Annotated in this window: 22 protein-coding genes; 3 read left to right on the top strand and 19 right to left on the bottom strand. The window is 64.8% G+C overall.

Annotated features, from left to right (window positions below; translation table 11 throughout):
• Nucleotides 1-316 precede the first annotated feature (316 nt).
• From RFN30_RS16130 to RFN30_RS16120, 3 genes are all read right to left on the bottom strand, one after another.
• Nucleotides 317-832 (bottom strand): hypothetical protein, encoded by a 516-nt coding sequence (locus RFN30_RS16130; protein ID WP_320263075.1) that lies wholly within the window; start codon nucleotides 830-832, stop codon nucleotides 317-319.
• A gap of 68 nt (nucleotides 833-900) precedes the next feature.
• On the bottom strand, nucleotides 901-1,497 hold the full coding sequence (locus tag RFN30_RS16125; RefSeq protein WP_320263074.1) for a TetR/AcrR family transcriptional regulator: 597 nt from the start codon (nucleotides 1,495-1,497) through the stop codon (nucleotides 901-903).
• A 169-nt stretch (nucleotides 1,498-1,666) separates the two neighbouring features.
• On the bottom strand, nucleotides 1,667-1,975 hold the full coding sequence (locus RFN30_RS16120) for a YdhR family protein (protein WP_320263073.1): 309 nt from the start codon (nucleotides 1,973-1,975) through the stop codon (nucleotides 1,667-1,669).
• A gap of 156 nt (nucleotides 1,976-2,131) precedes the next feature.
• On the opposite strand from RFN30_RS16120, the gene RFN30_RS16115 reads away from it, so the two are divergent.
• Complete coding sequence (locus tag RFN30_RS16115; protein ID WP_320263072.1) at nucleotides 2,132-2,836, top strand: winged helix-turn-helix transcriptional regulator; 705 nt, start codon at nucleotides 2,132-2,134, stop codon at nucleotides 2,834-2,836.
• 65 nt (nucleotides 2,837-2,901) lie between these two features.
• On the opposite strand, the gene RFN30_RS16110 is transcribed toward RFN30_RS16115, so the two are convergent.
• Entirely contained in the window at nucleotides 2,902-4,053 is a 1,152-nt protein-coding gene (locus RFN30_RS16110) for an MFS transporter (RefSeq protein ID WP_320263071.1), read from the bottom strand.
• Nucleotides 4,054-4,101: 48 nt separating this feature from the next.
• A complete protein-coding gene (locus RFN30_RS16105; RefSeq protein ID WP_320263070.1) occupies nucleotides 4,102-5,718 on the bottom strand; it encodes an FAD-binding oxidoreductase in 1,617 nt (538 codons plus the stop codon).
• Here RFN30_RS16105 and RFN30_RS16100 point away from each other — a divergent pair.
• Both RFN30_RS16100 and RFN30_RS16095 read left to right on the top strand, forming a co-directional pair.
• The gene (locus RFN30_RS16100) at nucleotides 5,605-6,510 is read left to right on the top strand and encodes a LysR substrate-binding domain-containing protein (RefSeq protein ID WP_320263069.1); all 906 of its coding nucleotides are present in this window, start codon (nucleotides 5,605-5,607) and stop codon (nucleotides 6,508-6,510) included. The two genes, RFN30_RS16105 and RFN30_RS16100, sit on opposite strands and share 114 nt — an antisense overlap.
• 567 nt (nucleotides 6,511-7,077) lie before the next feature.
• Nucleotides 7,078-7,509, top strand: coding sequence for a hypothetical protein (locus tag RFN30_RS16095; protein ID WP_320263068.1), 432 nt, complete (start codon nucleotides 7,078-7,080; stop codon nucleotides 7,507-7,509).
• Nucleotides 7,510-7,734: 225 nt separating this feature from the next.
• On the opposite strand, the gene RFN30_RS16090 is transcribed toward RFN30_RS16095, so the two are convergent.
• From RFN30_RS16090 to RFN30_RS16025, 14 genes are all read right to left on the bottom strand, one after another.
• Nucleotides 7,735-8,274, bottom strand: a complete 540-nt coding sequence (locus RFN30_RS16090) for an NADH-quinone oxidoreductase subunit B family protein (RefSeq protein WP_320263067.1) — start codon at nucleotides 8,272-8,274, stop codon at nucleotides 7,735-7,737.
• Between the two features lie 21 nt (nucleotides 8,275-8,295).
• Nucleotides 8,296-9,810, bottom strand: coding sequence for a hydrogenase large subunit (locus RFN30_RS16085; protein ID WP_320263144.1), 1,515 nt, complete (start codon nucleotides 9,808-9,810; stop codon nucleotides 8,296-8,298).
• A gap of 19 nt (nucleotides 9,811-9,829) precedes the next feature.
• Nucleotides 9,830-11,281: a hydrogenase 4 subunit F gene (locus tag RFN30_RS16080; RefSeq protein ID WP_320263066.1), complete on the bottom strand. Its 1,452-nt coding sequence runs from the start codon at nucleotides 11,279-11,281 to the stop codon at nucleotides 9,830-9,832.
• Nucleotides 11,278-11,940 (bottom strand): hydrogenase-4 component E, encoded by a 663-nt coding sequence (locus RFN30_RS16075; RefSeq protein ID WP_320263065.1) that lies wholly within the window; start codon nucleotides 11,938-11,940, stop codon nucleotides 11,278-11,280. Before RFN30_RS16075 ends, RFN30_RS16080 begins: the two co-directional genes overlap by 4 nt.
• Complete coding sequence (locus tag RFN30_RS16070) at nucleotides 11,940-12,896, bottom strand: respiratory chain complex I subunit 1 family protein (RefSeq protein ID WP_320263064.1); 957 nt, start codon at nucleotides 12,894-12,896, stop codon at nucleotides 11,940-11,942. Before RFN30_RS16070 ends, RFN30_RS16075 begins: the two co-directional genes overlap by 1 nt.
• The gene (gene hyfB, locus RFN30_RS16065; RefSeq protein WP_320263063.1) at nucleotides 12,887-14,902 is read right to left on the bottom strand and encodes a hydrogenase 4 subunit B; all 2,016 of its coding nucleotides are present in this window, start codon (nucleotides 14,900-14,902) and stop codon (nucleotides 12,887-12,889) included. Before hyfB ends, RFN30_RS16070 begins: the two co-directional genes overlap by 10 nt.
• Nucleotides 14,902-15,201 carry a helix-turn-helix domain-containing protein gene (locus RFN30_RS16060; protein ID WP_320263062.1) on the bottom strand — a complete coding sequence of 100 codons (300 nt, stop codon included), beginning with the start codon at nucleotides 15,199-15,201 and terminating at the stop codon, nucleotides 14,902-14,904. Before RFN30_RS16060 ends, hyfB begins: the two co-directional genes overlap by 1 nt.
• Before the next feature lie 200 nt (nucleotides 15,202-15,401).
• Nucleotides 15,402-16,289, bottom strand: coding sequence for a sigma-70 family RNA polymerase sigma factor (locus RFN30_RS16055; protein WP_320263061.1), 888 nt, complete (start codon nucleotides 16,287-16,289; stop codon nucleotides 15,402-15,404).
• Between the two features lie 45 nt (nucleotides 16,290-16,334).
• Nucleotides 16,335-16,655 carry a hypothetical protein gene (locus RFN30_RS16050; RefSeq protein WP_320263060.1) on the bottom strand — a complete coding sequence of 107 codons (321 nt, stop codon included), beginning with the start codon at nucleotides 16,653-16,655 and terminating at the stop codon, nucleotides 16,335-16,337.
• A gap of 327 nt (nucleotides 16,656-16,982) precedes the next feature.
• Entirely contained in the window at nucleotides 16,983-18,641 is a 1,659-nt protein-coding gene (locus RFN30_RS16045) for an FAD-binding dehydrogenase (protein WP_320263059.1), read from the bottom strand.
• Nucleotides 18,642-18,677: 36 nt separating this feature from the next.
• Nucleotides 18,678-19,664 carry a Gfo/Idh/MocA family protein gene (locus tag RFN30_RS16040; RefSeq protein ID WP_320263058.1) on the bottom strand — a complete coding sequence of 329 codons (987 nt, stop codon included), beginning with the start codon at nucleotides 19,662-19,664 and terminating at the stop codon, nucleotides 18,678-18,680.
• 269 nt (nucleotides 19,665-19,933) lie between these two features.
• Nucleotides 19,934-20,509 carry a YceI family protein gene (locus RFN30_RS16035; protein WP_320263057.1) on the bottom strand — a complete coding sequence of 192 codons (576 nt, stop codon included), beginning with the start codon at nucleotides 20,507-20,509 and terminating at the stop codon, nucleotides 19,934-19,936.
• A 67-nt stretch (nucleotides 20,510-20,576) separates the two neighbouring features.
• Entirely contained in the window at nucleotides 20,577-21,149 is a 573-nt protein-coding gene (locus tag RFN30_RS16030) for a cytochrome b (protein WP_320263056.1), read from the bottom strand.
• A gap of 62 nt (nucleotides 21,150-21,211) precedes the next feature.
• Nucleotides 21,212-22,102 carry a LysR family transcriptional regulator gene (locus RFN30_RS16025; RefSeq protein WP_320263055.1) on the bottom strand — a complete coding sequence of 297 codons (891 nt, stop codon included), beginning with the start codon at nucleotides 22,100-22,102 and terminating at the stop codon, nucleotides 21,212-21,214.
• Between the last annotated feature and the right edge of the window lie 12 nt (nucleotides 22,103-22,114).

The following is a 22,114-nucleotide window of genomic DNA, read 5'->3' as shown; positions in this document are numbered from 1 at the left end:
TTGAGCGACGTGGCCTGAAATCCAAATGCGGCTACCTTGGATAAGTCTTGCAAGGGGCTCGAAGGTTGCGCGAGCGGGAATTCGCCGCCCCCATTCCCGTCCTGCATTCTCACGGTCTTCGCGACGACCTCTCTGCACTAAAGGCGCCAGGGCGGCTCGCGGGCCTTCAGATGTCTTCTGCCTCAGACCGGAGGGTGACCAACGAGAACGCATTCGGACGCGCTTGCCCTACGGCGATTTCCTACGAACGCTCAGGCAAGCTCACCAAGATGCCGGCGAACCCATTTGGCCTCTTCGCATTGTCCGCCCACCCACATCATTCGGCGGGCATCTTGGCTGGCGAGGCGAATGCCGCGAGCCTGCCTTGCCTGCGCAAATGGATGATCTGGGCTGTCAAGCCAACGATGAGAATGACAAGAAGACTGGCTTGCGAGCCGAGGAGAAGCGGTGAGTTCAGATCGGTGACCAAGGGATGGCCATCTGGAACACGGCGCAGGATTTCGGTAACGGTCGGCAACATCAGCAGAAATGCCGTCAGGCTGAGGAAGATTGTTTCGAGATATTTTCCCGCACGCCCAAAGCTCGAAATACGACCGATGCCGTATCCGGCGAGCAGCAGCAGGATCGTTGCCGCGCCAATCCCGTAGCTCACCGGTTGATGCGCGACGAGGAACACCGTGGCCGCGCCAACCAGCATCGAGACGAAGTAGACGGCGCCGGGCCTCGACCGAGGCACGATCCGCCGGTGACGGGCAAACATATATACAGCCAGCGGAATGGCAGGCAGGCTGCCGAGCGTATGCACCCAGCCGAGTGGTGAAATTCCAAACATATCGTCTCGTCCTTTCGACTAGTAGGTAGAGGCTCTCGACAAACGTCGCAGAGCGATCACGGCCACGGTTATTTGAGATCTGGGATCGTACCTGGAGCGAGTCGCTCCAGGAGCGGGCCTGTCACGACCGCGAATATCTTCGGATCGCCATAGGCCCGCGCCGTAAGCATCGCGCCGTGAACCGTCGCCATGAACGCTTCGGCCTCGGCACGAGGGGTGCTCGTCAGTTGAAGTTGGCCCTGCCGCGCGCCGCGCTCCAGCACGGATGTCAGCCACTTCGACACGGAGCGGAAATGCGCCCGGACCTCCAGGCCAACTTCCTCGGGCAGGACGGGGAGCTGGCTTGCCAACAGCGCGCAGACACAAAACGGAGCGCTGGCGTCCGCGATGCAGGCTTCCCAATACCCAACATAGAACCGAAGCTGTTCGAGCGGGTTGGATATCTGAAGTTCGAGGTTCGCCATCCCCGCTTGAGCTTCTTCCCGATACCGCGCAACCAGCCTTCGGACCAGATCGACCTTGCTCGGGAAATGGTGATGGATGCTCGCCTTACGAATCCCGACCACATCCGCGATGTCGGCATAACTGAAACCGTTATAGCCGCCAGCGACGATCAGAGAACGCGCACAAGCCAGGATATCGTCAGAGGTGGATAAGTTGCTCATGCCCTTACCTACCTTCTAGTAGGATGGCTGTCAAGTCGCCTGGCATGCACGAGCCCAGTCCGCAGGCGAGTGCCCTTCAGGAATGCCGAATGCCGTCGGCATCGGAGTTGGCATGAAGATACGCCGCCGCTTTCGCCGCAACATGCGCCCTCCCAACCCTCCGGGAATACTACTTCACCGGGCCACGTGTGATGGTCGTGAGTTCTGCGATCACGTCAAACGCCTTGATGCTCAACGTCGGATCACCTTTCATCTCCGCAACAATTGGCCCGTTCAAGAAGGCTTGCACTGCGGTGTCATTATCGAAGAGGTAGATCCCGCCAGCTTCGCTTTGGGCCTCGTTCATGATCCAGACCTTCCAACGCAGGTCAGGTATGTTCGCGATGGGTTCAGCATAGGGCAGGTTTTCTCTCTCATACTCGGCCCTCGGCCCGTTGAGCTTGTAGTTGATTTGCAGGATTTTGGCCGACGTGGTCATGGTAACCTCCGATGGTTGGGGTTGCTCGAATGACGATCACCATGACGGCATGAGGCGGGCGGGCGCTAGGGCAGCTTCGGAAGTGCTCCGGTTCAGATTGTGAACTGGCCTTGGACCTCCGCAAGGGCTAACTTCGCGGCACGGGAGTGCCCGGCCATGACGCGACGGCCTTACGGACTGATCTGCCCGATCTCGCTCGCCTGCGAGATCCTGGAACCGCGCTGGACGATCCAAATCCTGACCGAGCTCTGGAACGGCTCGACCCGCTTCAACGACATTCGCAGGGGGGTTGGCAACATCTCATCCGCCATCCTGTCGAGGCGGCTCAAGGAGATGGAAGCGTTGGGCCTGGTTGAGCGCGTAGAGGACAAGGCGGCGGGGACCGTCGACTATTTCCGCACCGACAAGTCGATCAAGCTCGAACCGGCGATGAACGCGCTGGCGGAATGGGCGCAATGCAACATCGAGGCGGAGATCGCGCTCAGCGGTGCGGATGCCTCGACCATCATGTGGGCCGTGCGGCGAATGATCGACCTCGCTGAACTGCCGCGGCGGCGCGCCGTCATTCGCTTCCATTTCCGCGACGATCCACCACCGAAGTATCCACATTACTGGTTTGTGGTCGAGCCAGGTGCACACTTTCCCGAGCTATGTTCGCTCGATCCCGGCCGAGAGGTCGACCTTTACGTCGAGACCGGCGTTGTTTCGCTAGGGGCCATCATCGAGGGCCGCTCCAGCATCGAGCGCGAGAAAGAAAGGGGCGGCCTTTTCCTGAGCGGCGAGCCCGGCCTTGCCCGCAGCATGGGCCGTTGGCTGCGAACCTCGGTCTATGCGATCGAAGGAACCGCCCAGCTTTCTTGAAAGCCATATTGAGGTTGCAGCGGTGAGGTCAGGCCGTCGGCGAACTTGCCGGAAGTCGCCGCGTTTCAATTGACCTGCGGTGCCGTCCGCTCCGGCAGGAGCAGCCGACGTTCGAACTCCCACAGCAGAATCGGACACGCCAGAAGAGCGGCCGAGCCAAGGCCGAGGGCTGCGCCGGCGCTGCCTGCCCAAAGCGCAAACTTGCCGCCGAGCCAGGGAGCGACGAGCATCGTGGCGTAGTACACCGTGTAGAAGAGGCCCATTCCAGGCGCCCGCGTCGACGGCGTCAGGGCGCGTGCCGGCAAGCTCATGATCGCTCCGGCCGGCAGGCCGCAGAACAGGCCGACAGCAACCAGGGTGGGCAGCGTCTCAGAACCGTGCCACAGCGCGAGAACCAGTGCCGCGAAGGCGAGGCAGCTGGCCGATAGCATGGCGTGTCGGCTCCCGGTGCGATCCGCGAGGGAGCCGCCGATTGGAACGGACAGCGCGGCGAGCCACAAGACGATGCTGACGGCAGAGCCGGCCGCGGCGGTCGACCAGCCGCGTTCGACCAGCATGGACGGCGCGAAACTGAAGATCATGGCGAAGCCGACATTGTAGAAAGCCCATATCGAGCCTGCGAGCAGCACGGCCCAGGCGGCCGGCATCGCAAGCCACGAGGCTTCCGCCGAAACCGGAGCGACGGCCTGGCCGGGCCGCTGGTAGAAAAACGCTACCAATGCCAGCGCGGCGGCGATGAGTGCCATCACCGCGATCTGCGTCTCCGCTATGCCGAATTCCGCCTGGATCAGCGGCAGCACAATAAGCGTGAGGGCAATGCCCAACGGCCACGAGTTGATGAAGATCGCCATTGCCGTGGCGATCTGCCGGCCCGCGAACCAGTCGACGACCATCTTGGTCATCAGCACGTTCAGCAGGACGCCGCCCACGCCGGAGATCAGCCTGCTGGTGATCTCAACGCTCCATGAAGACGACGCACACAGCAGGATTTCCCCCACGAGCATCAGGGCCAGGCCGGCGAGCACCACCGCCTTCTCGCCGAAGTGCTTGCCGATCGCGCCGCCGGGAAGCGCCAGCGCAACGCCCGGCGCGAAATAGAGGCCGATGAGCACGCCGATATCGGCGAGGTTTGCGTTCAGCTCCTTGCCCAATTCCGGCGCAATGGCCGCGATGCTCTGGAACTGAACCGCCATCACCGCACGGGCGACAAAGAGCACGGCAAGGATCGTCCAGCGACTGCGCACCGTTCCCCCAAGGATTCCGGATTATCCAGGCCTGATATTCTGGTTCAATCGGAAGAAATTGGTCGGATCGTATTGCTTCTTGATGGCGGCGAGGCGCGCATAGTTTTCGCCGTAGGCATCACGCACCCGCTCCTCACCCTCGTCACCGAGATTGTTGGCATAGACACCGCCGGTTGAGAATGGTCTCACCGCATTCCACAGCTCGCGGGCCCAGCGGATATTTGCTTCATCATCGGCGGGATCGTCCCAGATGGCGATCGGGAAGCAGTCGAGCGCCGCATCGCGATTGGCGTAGGGCGAGTGCGGCACGGGCACGCGGGCGATCGCGCCGCCGACCTGCTGGAACACCAGCAGGGACGAGCGAGTGGGAGCCTTCGCGTAACTGTCGAGCAGCGCCTCGACCGCACCGTCGCCGATCTCGCGCAGGAACTGTGCTTTCCAGTAATAGCGTCGTCCGCGGGGAAAGAGGCTGTCTACCGCCGATTGAATCTGGAGATAAGGAACGGCTTGCAGGCGGCTTTCGATGGGAGATCCGAATTTCATCAGCGGTGCGATGACGGGCTCGCCGGCTTCGGGCGACCCGACATAGCAAGCCGAGATGCTGAAGGCGCGGTCGCCGGAGGGCAGTGTGACGAGCGCGGCGTCGACGCTCAACTCGTCCGGGGCGTCGCGGGAGAATTTGTCGTAGAACCGCATGGCCTCGCGCGCCTGATCGTAGGCGTGAAGCACAGAGCCCACGAGAAGGGCAGGGCCGAGCGGGTGCAAACGGTATTCGAACGCCGTCACGATGCCGAAATTGCCGCCGCCGCCGCGCAAGGCCCAGAACAGGTCGGGATGCTCGCCGGCGCTTGTCCGCAACAGCCGTCCGTCGGCGGTGACGATTTCGGCCGCGATCAGATTGTCGCAACTCAGGCCGTGCTTCCGCCCGAGCTTGCCGAAGCCTCCGCCCAGCGTCAGGCCGGCAATCCCGGTGTCGCTGTTGATGCCCATGGTCGTGGCAAGGCCGTGGGCCTGCGTGGCAGCATCGAATTCGCCGAGATTGAGACCAGCTTCGGCCCTGGCGATACGGCGCTCGGGATCGACGACGATCTTCTTCATGCGGGACAGGTCGATCACCACCCCATCGTCGCACACGGACAGCCCGGCGACGTTATGGCCGCCGCTGCGAACTGCCACGAGCGAGCCTTGTGACCTGGCATAGGTGACGGCACGGACGACGTCATCGGGATCAGCGCAAAAGACGATCGCGGCAGGGCGTTTGTCGATTGCCCCGTTCCAGACCACGCGCGCCTGGTTATAGGCCGCGTCTGTCGGCAACACCATTTCACCCCGCAGGCCTTGCCGCAGCTGTTCGATCGCGGCATTGGAAGAATGGGACCTGCCCGACAACGCATCGGTCTGTCGCGGAATCTCCATCGCAGTCGCCCTCGGTTCCGACAGGAAGCATGGTCTCATAGGGCCCAACCTTCCGCAAAAGCGAAATTCTTCGCTACTGGATGAGCAGAATTCATCTACACTGCCGGCATGAGGAATATCCCGCCGCTCCGCGCCTTGCACGCCTTCGAGGCGGCCGCCCGGCACGGCAGCTTCAAGGCCGCGGCGGCGGAGCTCGGCGTGACGCCGACGGCGATCAGCCACCAGGTCCGCTTGCTGGAAGAGATATGCGGTTGCAAGCTCTTCCAGCGCCGGCCGCGCCCGCTCGTGCTGACGAGCGCGGGAGCGCGGCTGTTCCCTGTCCTGCGCAACAGCTTTGATCTTCTCGCCGGCTCGCTTGCCGCCGTCGCCGAGCCGGATGTTCAGGCGCCATTGCGGGTGACAAGTCCGAACGCTTTCGCCAGCCGATGGCTGGCGCCGCGGTTGCCGAAATGGCGGGAGGCCAATCCGGCCGTGCCGCTCGAGATCATCGGGACGGACGCGCTGCTCGATCTGCGCGCCGGCGCCGCCGACGTGGCGATCCGCTATACGCGGCGCCCGCCTGTGGGCTTTGCCGGGCAAGAGCTGTGCCGCGATTCCTTCTTTCCCATCTGCAGTCCGCGATTGCTGGCAAGCGATGGGCGGGCGATCGAGCGCGCCGCTGATCTGTTGCGCTATCCGTTGGTCCATTTCGACTGGATGAACCGGGATCCGGACGCTCCCACCTGGTCCCGATGGCTGGCGACGGCCCGCTCGATCGATCCGGAGCTGATCCCGGACAAGGCCTGGGATTTGAGCTTCCGCGAGGAGTTGCATGCGATCGATGCGGTTGCCGCCGGGCAAGGCATTGCGATCCTAAGTGACGTCGTGGTCGGCCGCGAGTTGGAAAACGGTTCGCTCGTCAAGGCGCATCCATTGTCCCTGCCGGGCTACAGCTTCTACGTCGTCTGGATGCACCACAGCCTGCGATCCGCGGTGATGGAGGCCTTCCTGGCGTGGATGAGAAGCGTCCTATGAGACTGTCAAGCCTGCCCGCGCATGAGCGCGGAAGCCCCGCCTATGCCTCTATCGAAATCTTGCCCTCTGAATTGATGAAATGGGATCATCGACGCGACTGGCGGAAGTGATCGGTGACTCTTGTCTGACCGATCGATCGTCGAGCCGATTGTCGTAAATCCGCCTGAGCAAGTCGCGGGCAGCCTTGGCGCGCTCCCATGTGCGGCCAACCAGCTTGCGTCCTCCCAAGGTTGCTGGCTCATCGGCTACATCATCCCAGACGGTCCAGGTTCCAGACGGCTCAGGATGACAGCGGAATCTGGGTTGGCGGTCTTCCATGGCCCCAAAACGGCCAATTCCCCATTGAGTTCGGCTTAAGATACGAAGGTGGTTAACCGCGGCGGCCTCGACCCTGCCCTAGCGGCCCACATGATCCGCCGCGAGCGGGGCGCGATGCCGGCCAAAGACCGTGGAAAATTCCGGGGTACAGCCTAGGCAACGGACGTCGATTGCGCGCGTTCTATTGGGAGGAACCGTGGCCGATTTAGTGGCTAGCCTCATGTGCTGACAAAATCGGAGGCGACTAGGATGTCTAAATTCAAAGAAGCCCTTGAACGCGGCAAGCAAGCTCACCGTCAGCAAGAGAAGCGCAATGACAAGGCGGATACCCAAACGGCGGACTTCGGTGCTCAAGCCAAGGCTTGGTTAGACGACATCGTCGTCGCGTCGTTGGAAGCGGCCAGGGCAGAGGTGGCGGGCGAGGTGACCATATACATAGACACCACGCCACGCCGCGAAGTCAAAGCGGTAACACCCTCCCTCCGGTTCCAGATCTACAGAGAAGGATTGGAAAAGAAGGCCAGAAAGACGTTCACAGTCAGGGTTCAACTGAGTGGGGAGGCGTCGGTTTCTTCGCCCGGGATGGTGGCGGAGGATGTCGGAAACATAGGGGATAGGTCTGCCGAGAGGTTTCGCAATTTGGTTGTCAAGCTGATCGAGGACGCTGCTAAGGGCGCTTAGCAGATAGGCAAAGCATCTTTGCGTCCTGTCTGGGCAAGAAGCCCCATGCCGGTCCGAAGGGCCACGGGCGTAGGCTTGTAATCGTCATTTTCGGCAACGGCATCAAGCAGGATTTCATCGCCTATCACTGGGGCAGGCAGGTGCGGCTGTCGCCGCGTCCAAGTGTGCTGCGGCTCGTCATCGATCAGTAAACTGCCGCATGGCGTACGGATCCCCTTTTGCTCTTCAGCCCTTGGACGCACCGGCCTTCCCGTCCGCGCCCTCCAGCAGCGCGATCAATCCCTTGAGGATCTCGAGCGGCGGCGGCGGGCAGCCCGGAATGTGCATGTCGACGGGCACTACGTCGGACACGCCGCCGACAACCGCGTAGCTGCCGGCGAAGCAGCCGCCGTCCTTGGCACAGTCGCCGAGCGCGACCACCCATTTCGGGTTGGGCGTCGCGTCCCAGGTCCGCTTCAGCGCCTCGCGCATGTTTTTGGTGACCGGTCCGGTGACCAAAAGCACGTCGGCATGGCGGGGCGAGGCGACGAAGCGGAAGCCGAAGCGCTCGATGTCGTAGAAGGCGTTGTTCAACGCATGCATTTCGAGCTCGCAGCCATTGCAGGAGCCGGCGTCGACCGCGCGGATCGACAGGCTCCGGCCGAGCCGCTTGCGGGCAAGGCCGTCGAGCGCGCGCGCCAGCTCGTCGACCGCCGCATCGCTCGCCTGCGGCGGGCGCTCGGTCAGGGGTGGGCGGATCAGGCTTTCGAAAAGGAGCTTGCGCATGACGAGGTGCCTTCGACCAGCTTAGAGATCATGGCCGGAATAGGAGCAGTTGAAGGATTTGTTGCAGATCGGGAAGTCGGCGACGATGTTGCCCTCGATCGCCGCTTCCAGCAGCGGCCACTGGAACCATGACGGGTCGCGCAGGTGGCAGCGCTCGATCGTGCCGCCCTCGCCGATGCGCAGCCAGGCCAGTATGTCGCCGCGAAAACCCTCGACCAGCGCCATGCCCTCACCCGGCCCATCCGCAAGAGCAATGTCCGCGCGGAGCGAGCCGGCGGGCAGCCGCCCCAGGATCTGCTCGACGAGCGACAGGCTCTGCTCGACCTCGCGCACGCGGATCCAGACGCGCGCGTTGACGTCGCCCTCCTGCAGCACCGGCACATCAAAGGCGAGCTCGTCATAGGGCGCGTAGGCAAGATCGCGCCGCGCATCGAAATCGCGGCCCGACGCCCGCCCGACATAGCCGCCGGCGGCATATTGCCGGGCAAGCTCGACTTTGAGCCGGCCAGTCGCCACCGTACGGTCCTGCAGCGATGCCGTGTTGTCGTAGAGCTCGACCAGATGCGGAAAGCGCTGCCTGATCTCCGCGACCAGCGATCGGATGGCGCTCGCGCCCGCCTCATTCAGATCGCCTGCCACGCCGCCGGGCACGATGCGGTCGCGCATCAGGCGATGGCCGAAGGCGGCGTCGGCGGCGCGCAGCACGCGTTCGCGCAGCACGCCGCAATGCGCGTGCATCAGCGCGAAGGCAGCGTCGTTGCAGATTGCGCCAATATCGCCGAGGTGGTTGGCCAGGCGTTCCAGTTCCGCCATCAGTGCCCGCAGCCAGATTGCGCGCGGCGGCGGCGTGACTCCGAGCGCCGCCTCCACCGCGCGGGCGAAGGCAAGGGAATAGGCGACCGTGCTGTCGCCCGACGTCCTGCCCGCGAGTTTTGCCGCGCGATCGATGGGCGCGCCGGCCATCAGGCCTTCGATGCCCTTGTGCACATAGCCCAGCCGCTCCTCCAGCCGCACCACGGTTTCACCGCTTGCCGTGAAGCGGAAATGCCCCGGCTCGATGATGCCGGCATGCACCGGCCCGACCGCGATCTGGTGGAGGCTCTCGCCCTCCGCCGCGAGGAACCGGTAGGAGGGCGCGGCCGCCGGCTCGCCCGGCCGCGCCGCCAGGGGATGCGAGACCCCCCACTGGCCGTGGTCGAGCCAGCGGCGGGTGTCGGGAAGGCCTTGCGGCACAAGCCCGAAGAGGTCTGCCGCGGCGCGCTCCGGCCGCAGGGCCGGCGGATGGTATTGGCCGACCGACGGATAGCGGCCACCGCGGCAGTCCAGGCTGATGATGCCCACATGCCGCGCCTCGTCGAGAAGCGCCATGTGCACCCTGTCCGGCTCTCCCCACAGGCCGAGCAGGCTCCAGCGGCCGGCGGCGAGCTGCTCGACGGCAAGATTCCAGGCCTTCGGAGCCACTGCGGCGCGCTGCCATGGCGCGTGGTGCTCGACCGGGCGGCGACCGGCCTCGATGAGATCGCTAAGCGCGGGCATGTCCTTCCTGCTCATGGCCTCACCCCAGGATGCCGGCGACATGCTGGAACCACGCGACCAGCGGCGCCGGCAGATAGATGCCGGCGGCAAACACCAGAGCGAGGTGCGAATACATCGGCACGTAGGACGCCTCGACCGGCGCCATGCCGCCGCGCGGCTCGCCGAAGGCGAGGCCGGTCAGCCGCAAAAGTAGCGCGCCGAAGGCGATGAGCAGCCCGAACACCAGCGGGATCGCCAGCCACGGATATCTGGCGAAAGTCGAGCTGACGACCAGGAACTCGCTCATGAAGATGCCGAGCGGCGGCAGGCCGGCGATCGCCACGACGCCGATGACGAGCGCCCAGCCAAGCCCTGGGTGGCTTTCGGTCAGCCCCCTGATCTCGGAGATCTTCTGCGTGCCCTTGACCTGCGCGATATGGCCGACGGCGAAGAAGATCGCCGACTTGGTCAGGCTGTGCATGACCATGTGCAGCAGGCCGGCGAAGTTGGCGAGCGGCCCGCCCATGCCGAAGGCGAAGACGATGATGCCCATGTGCTCGATCGAGGAATAAGCGAACAGGCGTTTGATGTCGCGGCGGCGGTAGAGCATGAAGGCCGCGAAGATCAGCGAGGTGAGCCCCATCGTCGCCATCAGCGGCCCCGGGCCGATCGCCTCCGGGCTCGCGGCGAGCAAGAGCTTAAAGCGCAGCACGGCGTAGAGCGCGACGTTGAGCAGCAGGCCCGACAGCACCGCCGAGATCGGCGTCGGGCCCTCGGCATGCGCGTCGGGCAGCCAGGCATGCAGCGGCGCGAGCCCGACCTTGGTGCCATAGCCGAGCAGCAGGAAGATGAAGGCGACGCTGAGCAGGGCAGGGTCGAAATGCGCCGCCTTGTCGATCAGCACCGACCAGACCATGGCGTTGGTGCCCGCGCCGACGACCGGCTGCGCGGCCATGTAGACGAGGATGGTGCCGAAGAGAGCGAGCGCGATGCCGACGCTTCCCAGGATGAAATATTTCCACGCCGCCTCCAGCGCCTCGTGGGTACGGTAGATGCCGACCATCAGCACGGTGGTCAGCGTGGCGAGCTCCACCGCGACCCACATCAGGCCGATATTGTTCGACACGAAGGCCAGGTTCATGCCGAACATCATGATCTGGTACATCGCGTGGTAGAACCGCAGGTTCGGCGCGGTCAGCCGGCCGGTCTCCAGCTCATGCGCGATATAGGAGGCGCTGAACACGCTGGTGGTGAAGCCGACGAATGTGTTGAGCACGATGAAGACGATGTTGAGGTCGTCGACCAGCAGATATTGCCCCGGCGCCGGCCGGTCGGTGACGAACAGCGACAGCGCCGCGAGCAGGGTCAGGAAGCTTGCCGCAACATTGACGCTCGCCGTCATCTTGTAGTTCGGCAGCGCCGCCAGAATGGCCGCGGCGCCCGCCGGAATGAAAAGGATCGCGGCCACGGCATCGAAGGAGAAGGCGGTCATTGGCGCTCTCCCCGGTAGTCATCGAGTGCGCCGACATCGACCGAATCGAACCGCTCCCGGATGCGGAACAGGAAGACGCCGATGACGATGAAGGCGATCAGGATCGAGAAGGCGACGCTGATCTCGACGACCAGCGGCATGCCCTTGGCGCCGGTGGCGGCGAGCACCAGGCCGTTCTCCAGCGACATGAAGCCGACGACCTGGCTGACGGCGTTGCGCCTTGTGACCATCACCAGCAGTCCCAGCAAAATGATCGACAGCGCGAAAGCGAGATCCTCGCGGGCGAGCGGGTCGGCCTCGGGCGTCACTCGCAGCATCAGCACCATGGAGAGCGTCACCAGCCCGATGCCCGCGAGCATGGTCGGACCGATGCCGACGGCGGTCTCGATGTCGCGGTGGATGCCGAGCCGCTGGATGATGCGATGCAGCCCGACCGGAATGACGACCGCCTTGAAGACCAGCGCTATTGCCGCGGTGATGTAGAGATGATGCGCGTCCTGGATATAGGCCTGCCAGGCCACCGACAGCGCAAGCACCACCGCATGCACCGCAAAGACATTGATCAGCGCGAACAGCCGGTCCTGGTAGAGCATCATGAAGGAAACCAGCACCAGGCTGCCGGCAAGCAGATGGGCGATGTCGAAGGTGAGACCGTTCATCACAGGCTCCGCGAGACGAACAGCAGAAGCGTGCCGAGCAGCGCCAGCATCAGCGCCGCGCCGAGGAAATCCGGCACGCGGAAGACGCGCATCTTGGCGACCGCCGTCTCGAACACGGCAAGCAGGATGGCTAGCGCCGCGAGCTTGACCAGATAGGCGGCTGCTCCGATGACCAGCGCTTTCGGCCCCGCCCCGGCATGCGCCAGGCCCCAGGGCAGGAAGACGCAGGAGATCAGCGACACGTAGAGCACGAGCTTGAGGAAGGTGGCGAGCTCGATCATCGCCAGATGGCGGCCGGAATATTCCAGGATCATCGCCTCGTGCACCATGGTGAGCTCAAGATGCGTGGCCGGATTGTCGACCGGGATGCGCGCGTTTTCGGCGATCGCCACCATCACCAAGGCGATTAGCGACATGCCGAGCGACACGCGCAGGCCGACCTCTGGCGAGCTCATGAAGGCGGCAACCGTCGAAAGCTGCGTGGCGCCGGCCACCAGCGCCAGGCTGAACACGATGAGCAGCATCGCGGGTTCGGCCAGCGAGGCGATCATCACCTCGCGGCTGGCGCCGATGCCGCCGAAGCTGGTGCCGACGTCCATCCCGGCCAACGCCTGGAAGAAGCGCGCGCTGCCGAGCAGCGCCACGATGACGATGAGATCGGCGGTCCAGCTGAACTGGAGGCCGGCGGCGAATGTCGGAACCAGCGCCGCCGCAACCCAGGTGGCGGCAAAGATCAGGTAGGGCGTCACCCGGAACAGCCAGGAGGCGTTGTCGGCCAGCACGACCTCCTTGCGCATCAGCCGGATAAGATCGCGATAGGGCTGGATCAGCGAAGGTCCCTGCCGCCTGACCAGCCTCGCCTTGACCTTGCGCACGAAGCCGATCAGCAGCGGCGCCAGCAAAAGCACCAGAAACATCTGCGCGCCCTGCACGGCCAGCTCGAAAATCACGGCCATAGCGCAAGCACCAGAAGCAGGATGACGAGGTAGAGGAAGACCAGCGTCAGATAGCGGCGGATGGTCAGGAACTGCAGGTGGTTCAGCCGCTCGGTGGCGAAGTCGATCGCGCCGGTGATCGGCTGGTAGAAAATCTCCCAGGCCACATCGTGGAAATCCACCTTGAGGCGTGCTGGTTCGAGCGCGCCCGGCGCCGGCATTTCCACCGTCTCGCGGGCGCGGAACGCGAAGCTGCCGAACACCCGGCGAATGGGCTGCGCGAAGCTGACGGCCGTGTATTGCGCGGCGGGCACCGCGTCGGCGAAACCGCATCCCCAGGCCGGGCCCCGGCGCAGCGCGTGCGAGGCGAAGCGGTGGATGAAGAAGGCCGCCAGCGAGGCCGAGATGGTGATGAAGACGAACACTAAGAGGCCGTTGTAGGAGCTGCGGCTCTCGGCGATCGGCACGATCGACAGCCAGGGCTGCGCCGCCTGCACCGGCATGCTCTCGCCGATCAGCGAAAGCGTCACCGGCGAGAGCTTGTCGATGACAAAGCCGGGCAGAATGCCGGCGAGCAGGCAGAAGACGGCGAGCACGGCCATCGCCGCCAACGACCAGCGATCGACCTCATGCGCCCGTTCCACCGCCGCCGATCGCGCCCGGCCGAGGAAGGTGATGCCGAATGCCTTCACGAAGCACGCCGCGGCCAACGCTGCCGCCAGCGCCAGCATGCCGCCGACGGCCGGCACGATGACTTTCAGGCCCCATTGCGGCAGCTCGGGGCTCTGCAATATGGCCTGGAAGACCAGCCATTCGGAGGCGAAGCCGTTGAAGGGCGGCAGCGCCGAGATCGAGACGCAGCCGACGAGGAAGACGAAGCTGGTCACCGGCAGGCGATGGATGAGGCCGCCAAGCTTCTCCATGTCGCGCTCGCCGGTCGCCGAGAGCACCGCGCCGGCGCCGAAGAAAAGCAGGCTCTTGAAGAAGGAATGGTTGAGCACGTGGAAGAGGGCCGCCGTGAAGGCTAGCGCCGCGGCCGTCGGCATGGCATTCGCCTTGAAGGCAAGCGCCAGGCCAAGGCTGGCAAAGACGACGCCGATATTCTCGATGGTCGAGTAGGCCAGCAGCCGCTTGAGATCCTTTTCCATCAGCGCGTGCAGAATGCCGAGGACCGCCGTCGTGCCGCCGATGAGAAGGACGACGACGCCCGACCACCACGCCGGCTCGCCCAGCAGGTCGAACACCACGCGGATGAAGCCGTAGATGGCGACCTTCGTCATGATGCCGCTCATCAACGCCGAGACGTGGCTGGGTGCTGCCGGATGGGCAAGCGGCAGCCAGGCATGCAGCGGCACCAGGCCGGCCTTGGAGCCGGCCCCGAGCAGCATGAGCGCGAGCACCGCGCCTGCGGCGAGCCGGCCGGGATGCGCCGCCCGCATCGCGTCGAACGCATAGGTTCCCGCCGGCCCCGCCAGCAGGCCGAAGGCCAGCAGCAGCGCCAGCGTGCCGAAGCTCGCCATCACCAGATAGATGTAGCCGGCCCGCCGGTTGGCCTCGTCGCGATGGTGCGCCATGACCAGCGCCCAGGAGGCGAGCGACATGAATTCCCACGACAGCAGGAAGCTGAAGGCGTCGTTGGCGAGCACCACGAGGTTCATGCCGGCGAGGAAGGCCGGGTAGAACGGCAGCACCCGATGCGGCTGGGATTCGTGTTGGCCATAGCCAAGGCCGTAGAGGCTGGTGATGGCGCCGCCCAGGTTCACGACGACGAGGAAGAACGCCGACAGGCCGTCGAGACGGAACCGGGCGCCGGTCCACGGCAGGCCGAGCGGCAAGGTGACGGCGGACACCTCGCCGGGATTGTCCGCGAGATGGCCCGCGACAATGGCGAGCAAGGCGGCGGAAATCGCGAGCGCCGCGCCATAGACCAGGCGCGTCGCCGAGGCGTGCCGGCCGACCACTGCGGCCAGTATGGCTGTTGCCAGAAGCGCGGCGGGGCCGCACAGCAGAAGAGCTGCGGTCGACATCACGGCAGGCTCCCGCCGAGCTCGACATCATCGGGCGCCCTAGCCGGACCGAGCCCGGCCTTCAGCCGCACGCCGCGTCCACCACCCTGGCTGACCGCGCCTTCGCCGATCAATTCGATGCCGGCAACTTCAAGCGCGGCGATCAGCTTCATCAGCGAATCGACGTTGCCTCGAATGATCGAGCCGCTGGCTTCCATGCGCTGGATGGTCGGCACCGAAAGGCCGGACAATTCGGCAAGCCGTCGCTGATCGATGCCGAGCAGCGATCTGGCGGCGCGCAATTGCGGTGCGGTTATCACCGAGGACTCTTCTGTTCAGTTCTGAAATATGAGGTCTCGGTGTTGTAGCCTACATTAAAAGGTCTCATCGTCAAGGATTGATGTTTGAAACATCGATGTTGATGGTAATCCACCGGCGCGTGTTTTATGGGCCAGAGCCGCTTCCATCCATGCCCCATGCGGCCTATTCGCGGAATGCGCTTACTGTTCGCGTAAAGTGATTAGCCGTCGATTGCATGGATATCGGCGTCGAGGACGCAATAGGGCGCGTGACGGAAATCGCGGATCGCCGCGACCTCATCGCCGCGCCAGTCAACCAGCACGAAGCCGCGCACCGCGTTGTCCGCCTGCGGGTTGTGGATCAGGATCGCCGGCCGGCCGTCGACGAAGCCGAGCGACAGTGCCCAATCGCTGAGCCGGTCGTAATTGCCGAAATAGGTCGAGGCCTCCTTCTTGCCGCTGAGGCGAGTGCGGTTGACGACGTCGACCTGGATATCCTCGGCGATCAGCGCCCTGACGGCGTCGAAGTCGCGCGCGTTGAACAGGTCGATGTAGCGGCGCAGCCGCCGCTCTTCATCCGGATCGAGCTTCGGCAAAGGCACATCATCCGGTGCCGCTGCCAGCGCCTTCAGCTCCGCCCGGCCGCGATGCAGCGCCGCCTTGGTGGCGGCGAGCGTCGCGCCCGTCACCGCGCAGGTCTCATGCAGGCTGAGGCCGAGCACATCGACCAGGATCACGGCGCTGCGTTGCGCCAGCGTCAGCCGCATGAAGCTGTGCAGGCTGGTCGCCGCCGCGAGCCTGGTCTCCGCGCTGGCGGAGAGGTCTTCTATTCCGGTCATGTCGGCCTCGGTCATGCGCGAACGCTCCCGCTGGCGGCGGCGCAGATGATCCTGCGCCGCATTGTGGGCGATGCGGAACAGCCACTGCTCGGGACGCTCGACCGCAGCGCCGCCGTCATGCGCGGCAAGCGCCTTCACCGCCGCCTCCTGCACGATGTCCTCGCCCTCGATGACCGAGCCGGCCATGCGGGCGGCATAGCGGTGCAGTTTCGGCCGCAGGCCGACGAGCATGGCTTCGAGCGCCGCGCGGTCGAATTTCGCTGTGCTCATCCTTCTCACTCTCGCATCGCCGGCCAGCTGCGCCGCCACGCCCGGTCAGGCCGGCACGGCCTCCTCGGCATTCGCCAGCATATGATAGTTGCCGATGATCCTCGCCGACGATCTGGCGAGCGGTGTCGAGCGCCGCTCGGCATGGTTCGCTCCGAACAGTTTGAACGCCTCGAGCTCGGTCAGCCCCGAGCTGTCCTTGTCGTAGCCGACGAGATGGACGAACTCGCCATTCTCCAGCTCGAGCACCAGATAGCGCACGGATTGCGGCTTGGTTTCATCCAGCGCCTCGAACACCTTTGCCACCAGCGCCCGGTTCTCGGCGATGCTGGCGTCCTTCACGCCGTAGCGGATGAGGTTGTAGGTCATGGTCGTCTCCTGTTTGCGGGTTGCAGGAGAAAGACGATCGGCGTGGGCGAAAGGATTCGCAGGTCGCGAAAGATCTTTTGAAAGGCTGAGCGGGAGCGAAAACCGCGCCGTCGCGATCCTTCGCGCCCCCTTCGTCCTGCCGGACATCTCCCCCACTTGGGCCCACGAGGGGGAGATCACGCGCTCAACTGCTTTCGCCAATCGCCAACGTTGCAGGAATGGGCGGGGCGCTGGAACCGCCAATCTCCCCCCTTGTGGGGGAGATGTCCGGCAGGACAGAGGGGGGCGCTGTCCCGCCAGCATCTCAGTTATGGCGTCGCCCTCCGCTCAGCCAACCGCCTTGCCAGCCGCCCGTCCCGCGCTGCGTCCTGAAAAGATGCAGCCGCCAAGAAAAGTGCCTTCCAGCGCCGCGTAGCCATGCACGCCGCCGCCGCCGAAGCCTGCCACTTCGCCCACCGCATAGAGCCCCGGCACCGGCTGGCCGTCGACGTCGAGCACGCGGCTGTCGAGATCGGTCTGGAGTCCGCCCAGCGTCTTGCGGGTGAGCACGTTGAGGCGGACCGCGATCAGCGGGCCGTTCGCCGGATCGAGCATCTTGTGCGGTTGCGCCGTGCGGATCAGCCTGTCGCCGAGATAGGCGCGGGCGCCGCGCAGCGCGGTGATCTGCGCATCCTTGGAGAACGGGTTGTCGAGCTGCATGTCGCGGGCGCGGATCTCGCGCTCGACCTGCGCCACGTCGAGCAGCGGCTCGCCGCCGGCCAGCGCGTTCATGCGCGCCACCAGCTTCGAAAGGTCAGCCTCGACGATGAAATCCTCGCCCTTTTCCATGAACGCCTTGACCGGGCTTGGAATGCCTGACGTCGCGCGGCCCAGCACCTGGCGCCAGCTTTTTCCCGTCAGGTCAGGGTTCTGCTCCGAGCCCGACAGCGCGAACTCCTTCTGGATGATCTTCTTGGTCAGGATGAACCAGGAATAGTCGAAGCCCGTGCCCATGATGTGGCTGAGCGTGGCCAGCGTATCGAAGCCCGGATAGAGCGGCACCGGCAGCCTTTTTCCGCGCGCGTCGAGCCAGAGCGAGGAGGGGCCGGGCAGGATGCGGATCGCGTGCTCCGTCCAGATCGGCGCCCAGTTTTTTATCCCCTCGACATAGTGCCACATGCGATCGCGGTTGATGATCCTCCCGCCGGCCGCTTCCGAGATCGCCAGCATGCGGCCGTCGACATGGTCGGGCACGCCGGTGATCATGCGCTTCGGCGGTGCGCCAAGCCGCTCAGGCCAATTCTTGCGCACCAGCTCGTGATTGCCGCCGATGCCGCCGGACGCGACGATCACCGCCTGGGCGTGGAACTCGAAATCGCCGACCGCGTCGCGCGAGCTTTTATGCCCGCGCTCGACGCTGCTCGGCTCCAAAACGTCGCCGCGCACGCCGGTCACCGTCTTGCCGCTGCGGATGATTTCGTTGACCCGGTGGCGGAATTTGACCTGGACGAGCCCGCGCTTTTGCGCCTCGCGCACGCGCAGCACGAAAGGTTCGATCACGCCGGGTCCCGTACCCCAGGTGATGTGGAAGCGCGGCACCGAATTGCCGTGGCCGGAGGCATTGCCGCCGCCGCGCTCGGCCCAGCCGACCACGGGGAAGAATTTCAGCCCGCGCTCGATCAGCCAGGAGCGCTTCTCGCCGGCGGCGAAGCCGACATAGGCTTCCGCCCATTTGCGCGGCCAGAAATCCTCCGGACGGTCGAAGGCGGCGGTGCCCATCCAGTCTTCCAGCGCGAGGTCGTGCGAATCGCGGATGCGCATGCGCCGCTGCTCGGGCGAATTGACCAGGAACAGCCCGCCGAACGACCAGAAGGCCTGGCCGCCCAGCGACTGCTCCGGCTCCTGGTCGACGATGATGATTTTCCTGCCGGCGTCAGTCAGCTCGGCCGCGGCAACGAGGCCGGCCAGCCCCGCGCCGACGATGATCACATCCGCGTCGTCAGCCATGTTTTCCTCCCCCCAAATACGGCTGTTGGCGACGTCTCAGACGGGTTCCCAGCCGTCCTTATTGCCGGCGCGGAAGATGGCGTCGATTACCTTCTGGTTAAGCACCGATTCCTCCAGCGTGAAGACGCGGTCCTTGCCGCCCTGGGCGGCGCGCACGAAGGTCTCGCACTCCAGCCGGTACTGCTGCGTGCCCGGGAAGCGGAACACCTGCGCCTCGGTGTGGTTCTGGTTGTGCAGCTCGATGCGGTGGTGGTCGTAGAGCCCGGCATTGAAGGGCGAGAACACTTCGATGAAACCCGTCTCGCCGTGGAACACCATCACCTGGCGCGCGGCCATCTGGGTCGAGAGGTAGAAGGACAGTTCGAAGTCGCCGAAATCGGCGCGGATCGAGGAATAGATGTCGGTGCCGAAGGTCTTGTCGCGCTCGATCGTCGCCTGCACGCGGATCGGCTCCTTGCCGGTCGAGAACCGCGTCGACACTGTCGGATAGACGCCGATGTCGGGCAGCGCGCCGCCGCCGAGATCGAGCTGGTTGCGCATGTTCTTGGGGTCGACGTTGTAATAGGAAAACGCGCCCTGCACATGGCGCAGCCGGCCGATCGCGCCGCCGGCGATGAGGTCGCGCACCTTGATCCATTGCGGATGGTAGACGACCATGAAGGCCTCGCAGACCAGCACCTCCTTCTCGTCGCGCAGCTTGATCAGCGGCGGAATGTCCTTGGCGTCGAGCGCGAGAGGCTTCTCGACCAGCACATGTTTTCCCGCTTGAATCGCCTTTGCCGTCCATTCGACGTGCTGCGAGGTGGGCAGCGGGATATAGACGCCGTCGACCTCCTTGGAGGCGAGCAATTCCTCATAGGAGCCGAAAGCGTGCTGCGCGCCGAAGCGCTCGCCAAGGGCGCGGGCCTTCGCCAGATCGCGGCTGGCGATCGCCGACAGCACGCCGTTCTCCGACTCCACGATCGCCGGCAAAAGCTGCTCGCGGCCGATCTTGGCCGTCGACAGAACACCCCACCGGAACATTGTGCTTCTCCATGTCGGTTTACAGGCGACGAGGTTTGCCCGAAATCGGCGGAAAAGCCAATGCGGGACGCGGGCCACAAAGCGCGTTCGTCATCCTCGGGCTTGACCCGAGGATCCATTCCGTGACCTATGACGTAAAGTGCAATGGTGCAGAATTCTGTAGCCGTTGCAATGCCTTAGCGTCACGGAATGGATCCTAGGGTCTGCGCGCGTCGCTTCGCTCCTTGCTTCGCCCTAGCATGACGAACCCGGGGAGGCGGGGCTTAGAACTAGCCCCTTCTGCCCGTCAGCGTCATGTTGAAGTCGACAACATTGGAATAGAGCGGCGTGCCGACATCCATGCCGTAGCGCGACCGGAGCACCTTGCCGGTGACATGGAACTTGATCGTGCCGGACTTCAGTCCGTCAAGCTCGGCGGTGAACTTTTCCGAGAACGTCTTGCCGCGCGCCGTCAGCCGGCCGGTGACCACGGCGGTGGTGTCGCCGGTGCGTGTCACGTTGGTCGAACGGAACTGGATCTCCGGATTGTTGGCGCTGTCGAACACCGCGTCGGAGCGCAGGAAGGCATCGATGCGGCCCTGTCCGGTCCCGACGCTCTCCGGATAGATGGTGAGGTCGACCTTCGAACGCCCGACATCACTGTTGTCGATGCGGATCGTGCCCTTGAAGCGGCCGAAGGTGCCGTCGAAGCCGCCGCCGCCGGCCTTGCCGATGGTGAAGCGGATGCTGGAGCCCGACGGGCTGATCGTGTAGCTGCCGGCGGCGTCGCTGAGCGCCACGGCGGCGTAAACAGGCACGGCGAGGCAAGCGGCGAAAGCCGCCAATCCGAGGATGCGCGCATGCATGGAAATCTGTCCTATCCTGAGCCAGCGCATTGCTGTCTTCCCGCCACCAACGAACGGGCGGCCCGCTCTATTCCCGTCCTGACGAAGGCGTGATTATGCGCGCGAGCACGGTATCGCGCAGCAGGAAATGGTGGCGCAGCGCTGCCGCGATATGCAGCGCGACCAGCGCGATGCCGGCATAGGCGAGATACCAGTGCGCCGCCGACCAGAAGCTTTCCGCGGCGTCGGATTCGCTGAGCGGCAGGTTGGGCATCACGAACAGGTTGAACGGCATCGTCGGGATTTCCAGCGTCGAGACCGAAACCAGCGCCCAGCCGGAGAGCGGCAAGGCGACCTGGAAGGCATAGAGCGCGAAATGCGCCAGCGGCGCCGCCTTGCGCTCCAGGGTTCCGACCGAAGGCGGGAGTGCCGGCGCCCGATTGCCGAGCCGCCAGGCGATGCGCAGGATGATCAGCCCAAGCAGCAGGAAGCCGAAGGATTTGTGCAGCTGGATCAGCTCGAAGGACGTCCGCTGGCTTTCGATCCGCATCATGACGAAGCCGAGCACGAACTGGCCGATGAAGATGATGCCGATCAGCCAGTGGAGGATGATCATTGCCCAGCCGTAGCGTTTCGCGGTGTTGGTGATGGGTAATTGCATGGCCGAAAAACGCCGCTGAGGTCAGCTTTCTTCCACTCTCCCAACAAGGGGGAGAGTGGAGCTTAACCCGCCACCCTGAAGAAATCGACGAAAGCCCTGAGCGCCGGGCGCATCTGGCGGCGGCTCGGATAGTAGACGAAGAAGCCGTCAAAGGTCGGGCACCAGTCCTCCAGCACGCGGATCAGCCGGCCGTCGGCGAGCGGTGCGCGCACATAAGGCTCGAAGACGAAGGCTAGGCCGGCGCCGTCGATCGCGGCCTGGGCGATAAGGTGGTCCTCGTCGAGGATCAGCGGCCCTTGCACGGCGATTTCTATTTCCTCGCCGTCCTTCTCGAATTCCCAGCGGTAGAGGATGCCGCTGGAGAAACGAAAGCGGATGCAGCGGTGGTCGGCCAGATCGCGTGGATGGCGAGGTTTCGGCATCGCCTTGAAATAGGACGGCGCAGCGACCACCGCGCCGCGGAGGTCGGGCCCGATGCGCACCGCGATCATGTCGCGCTGCAGGCTTTCGCCGAGGCGCACGCCGGCATCGAAGCCCCCTTCGACCACGTCGGTGAAGCGGTCCTCGATGACGATCTCCAGCACGATATCGGGATAAGCCGCGGCAAAGGCGCTAAGCCTGGGCGTGAGTGTCAGGTGGGCGGCCGTGCGCGGCACGGTGAGCCGCAGATTGCCCGCCGGCCGGTCGCGCGCCTCGACCGCCGTTTCCAGCGCGAGGTCGATCTCGGACAATGCCGGCCGCAGCCGCTCCAGAAGCTGCGCGCCCTCCTCCGTCGGCGCGACGCTGCGCGTGCTGCGCGCCAAGAGCCGCACGCCAAGCCGCGCTTCCAGGCTCGATACCGCATGGCTCACCGCCGAAGGCGCGATGCCGAGTTCGCGCGCGGCGCCGCGAAAGCTGGCGCTTTGGGCGACGGCGGCAAGCACAGCGAGTTGGGAAAGGTTCGTTCGGCTCATTGATCTATTTTA

Origin of the sequence: Mesorhizobium dulcispinae (genome assembly GCF_033977345.1) — a bacterium.
GTDB classification, from domain to species: domain Bacteria; phylum Pseudomonadota; class Alphaproteobacteria; order Rhizobiales; family Rhizobiaceae; genus Mesorhizobium; species Mesorhizobium dulcispinae.
This window is presented reverse-complemented; position numbering and strand designations above follow the sequence as displayed.

Bases quoted from the DNA above. Each gene is read 5' to 3' on its own strand.
- RFN30_RS16130 (WP_320263075.1), bottom strand. From the start codon at position 832: ATGTTTGGAATTTCACCACTCGGCTGGGTGCATACGCTCGGCAGCCTG.
- RFN30_RS16125 (WP_320263074.1), bottom strand. From the start codon at position 1,497: ATGAGCAACTTATCCACCTCTGACGATATCCTGGCTTGTGCGCGTTCT.
- RFN30_RS16120 (WP_320263073.1), bottom strand. From the start codon at position 1,975: ATGACCACGTCGGCCAAAATCCTGCAAATCAACTACAAGCTCAACGGG.
- RFN30_RS16115 (WP_320263072.1), top strand. From the start codon at position 2,132: ATGACGCGACGGCCTTACGGACTGATCTGCCCGATCTCGCTCGCCTGC.
- RFN30_RS16100 (WP_320263069.1), top strand. From the start codon at position 5,605: ATGAGGAATATCCCGCCGCTCCGCGCCTTGCACGCCTTCGAGGCGGCC.
- RFN30_RS16095 (WP_320263068.1), top strand. From the start codon at position 7,078: ATGTCTAAATTCAAAGAAGCCCTTGAACGCGGCAAGCAAGCTCACCGT.
- RFN30_RS16090 (WP_320263067.1), bottom strand. From the start codon at position 8,274: ATGCGCAAGCTCCTTTTCGAAAGCCTGATCCGCCCACCCCTGACCGAG.
- RFN30_RS16085 (WP_320263144.1), bottom strand. From the start codon at position 9,810: ATGCCCGCGCTTAGCGATCTCATCGAGGCCGGTCGCCGCCCGGTCGAG.
- RFN30_RS16080 (WP_320263066.1), bottom strand. From the start codon at position 11,281: ATGACCGCCTTCTCCTTCGATGCCGTGGCCGCGATCCTTTTCATTCCG.
- RFN30_RS16075 (WP_320263065.1), bottom strand. From the start codon at position 11,940: ATGAACGGTCTCACCTTCGACATCGCCCATCTGCTTGCCGGCAGCCTG.
- RFN30_RS16070 (WP_320263064.1), bottom strand. From the start codon at position 12,896: ATGGCCGTGATTTTCGAGCTGGCCGTGCAGGGCGCGCAGATGTTTCTG.
- hyfB (WP_320263063.1), bottom strand. From the start codon at position 14,902: ATGTCGACCGCAGCTCTTCTGCTGTGCGGCCCCGCCGCGCTTCTGGCA.
- RFN30_RS16055 (WP_320263061.1), bottom strand. From the start codon at position 16,289: ATGAGCACAGCGAAATTCGACCGCGCGGCGCTCGAAGCCATGCTCGTC.
- RFN30_RS16050 (WP_320263060.1), bottom strand. From the start codon at position 16,655: ATGACCTACAACCTCATCCGCTACGGCGTGAAGGACGCCAGCATCGCC.
- RFN30_RS16045 (WP_320263059.1), bottom strand. From the start codon at position 18,641: ATGGCTGACGACGCGGATGTGATCATCGTCGGCGCGGGGCTGGCCGGC.
- RFN30_RS16040 (WP_320263058.1), bottom strand. From the start codon at position 19,664: ATGTTCCGGTGGGGTGTTCTGTCGACGGCCAAGATCGGCCGCGAGCAG.
- RFN30_RS16035 (WP_320263057.1), bottom strand. From the start codon at position 20,509: ATGCATGCGCGCATCCTCGGATTGGCGGCTTTCGCCGCTTGCCTCGCC.
- RFN30_RS16030 (WP_320263056.1), bottom strand. From the start codon at position 21,149: ATGCAATTACCCATCACCAACACCGCGAAACGCTACGGCTGGGCAATG.
- RFN30_RS16025 (WP_320263055.1), bottom strand. From the start codon at position 22,102: ATGAGCCGAACGAACCTTTCCCAACTCGCTGTGCTTGCCGCCGTCGCC.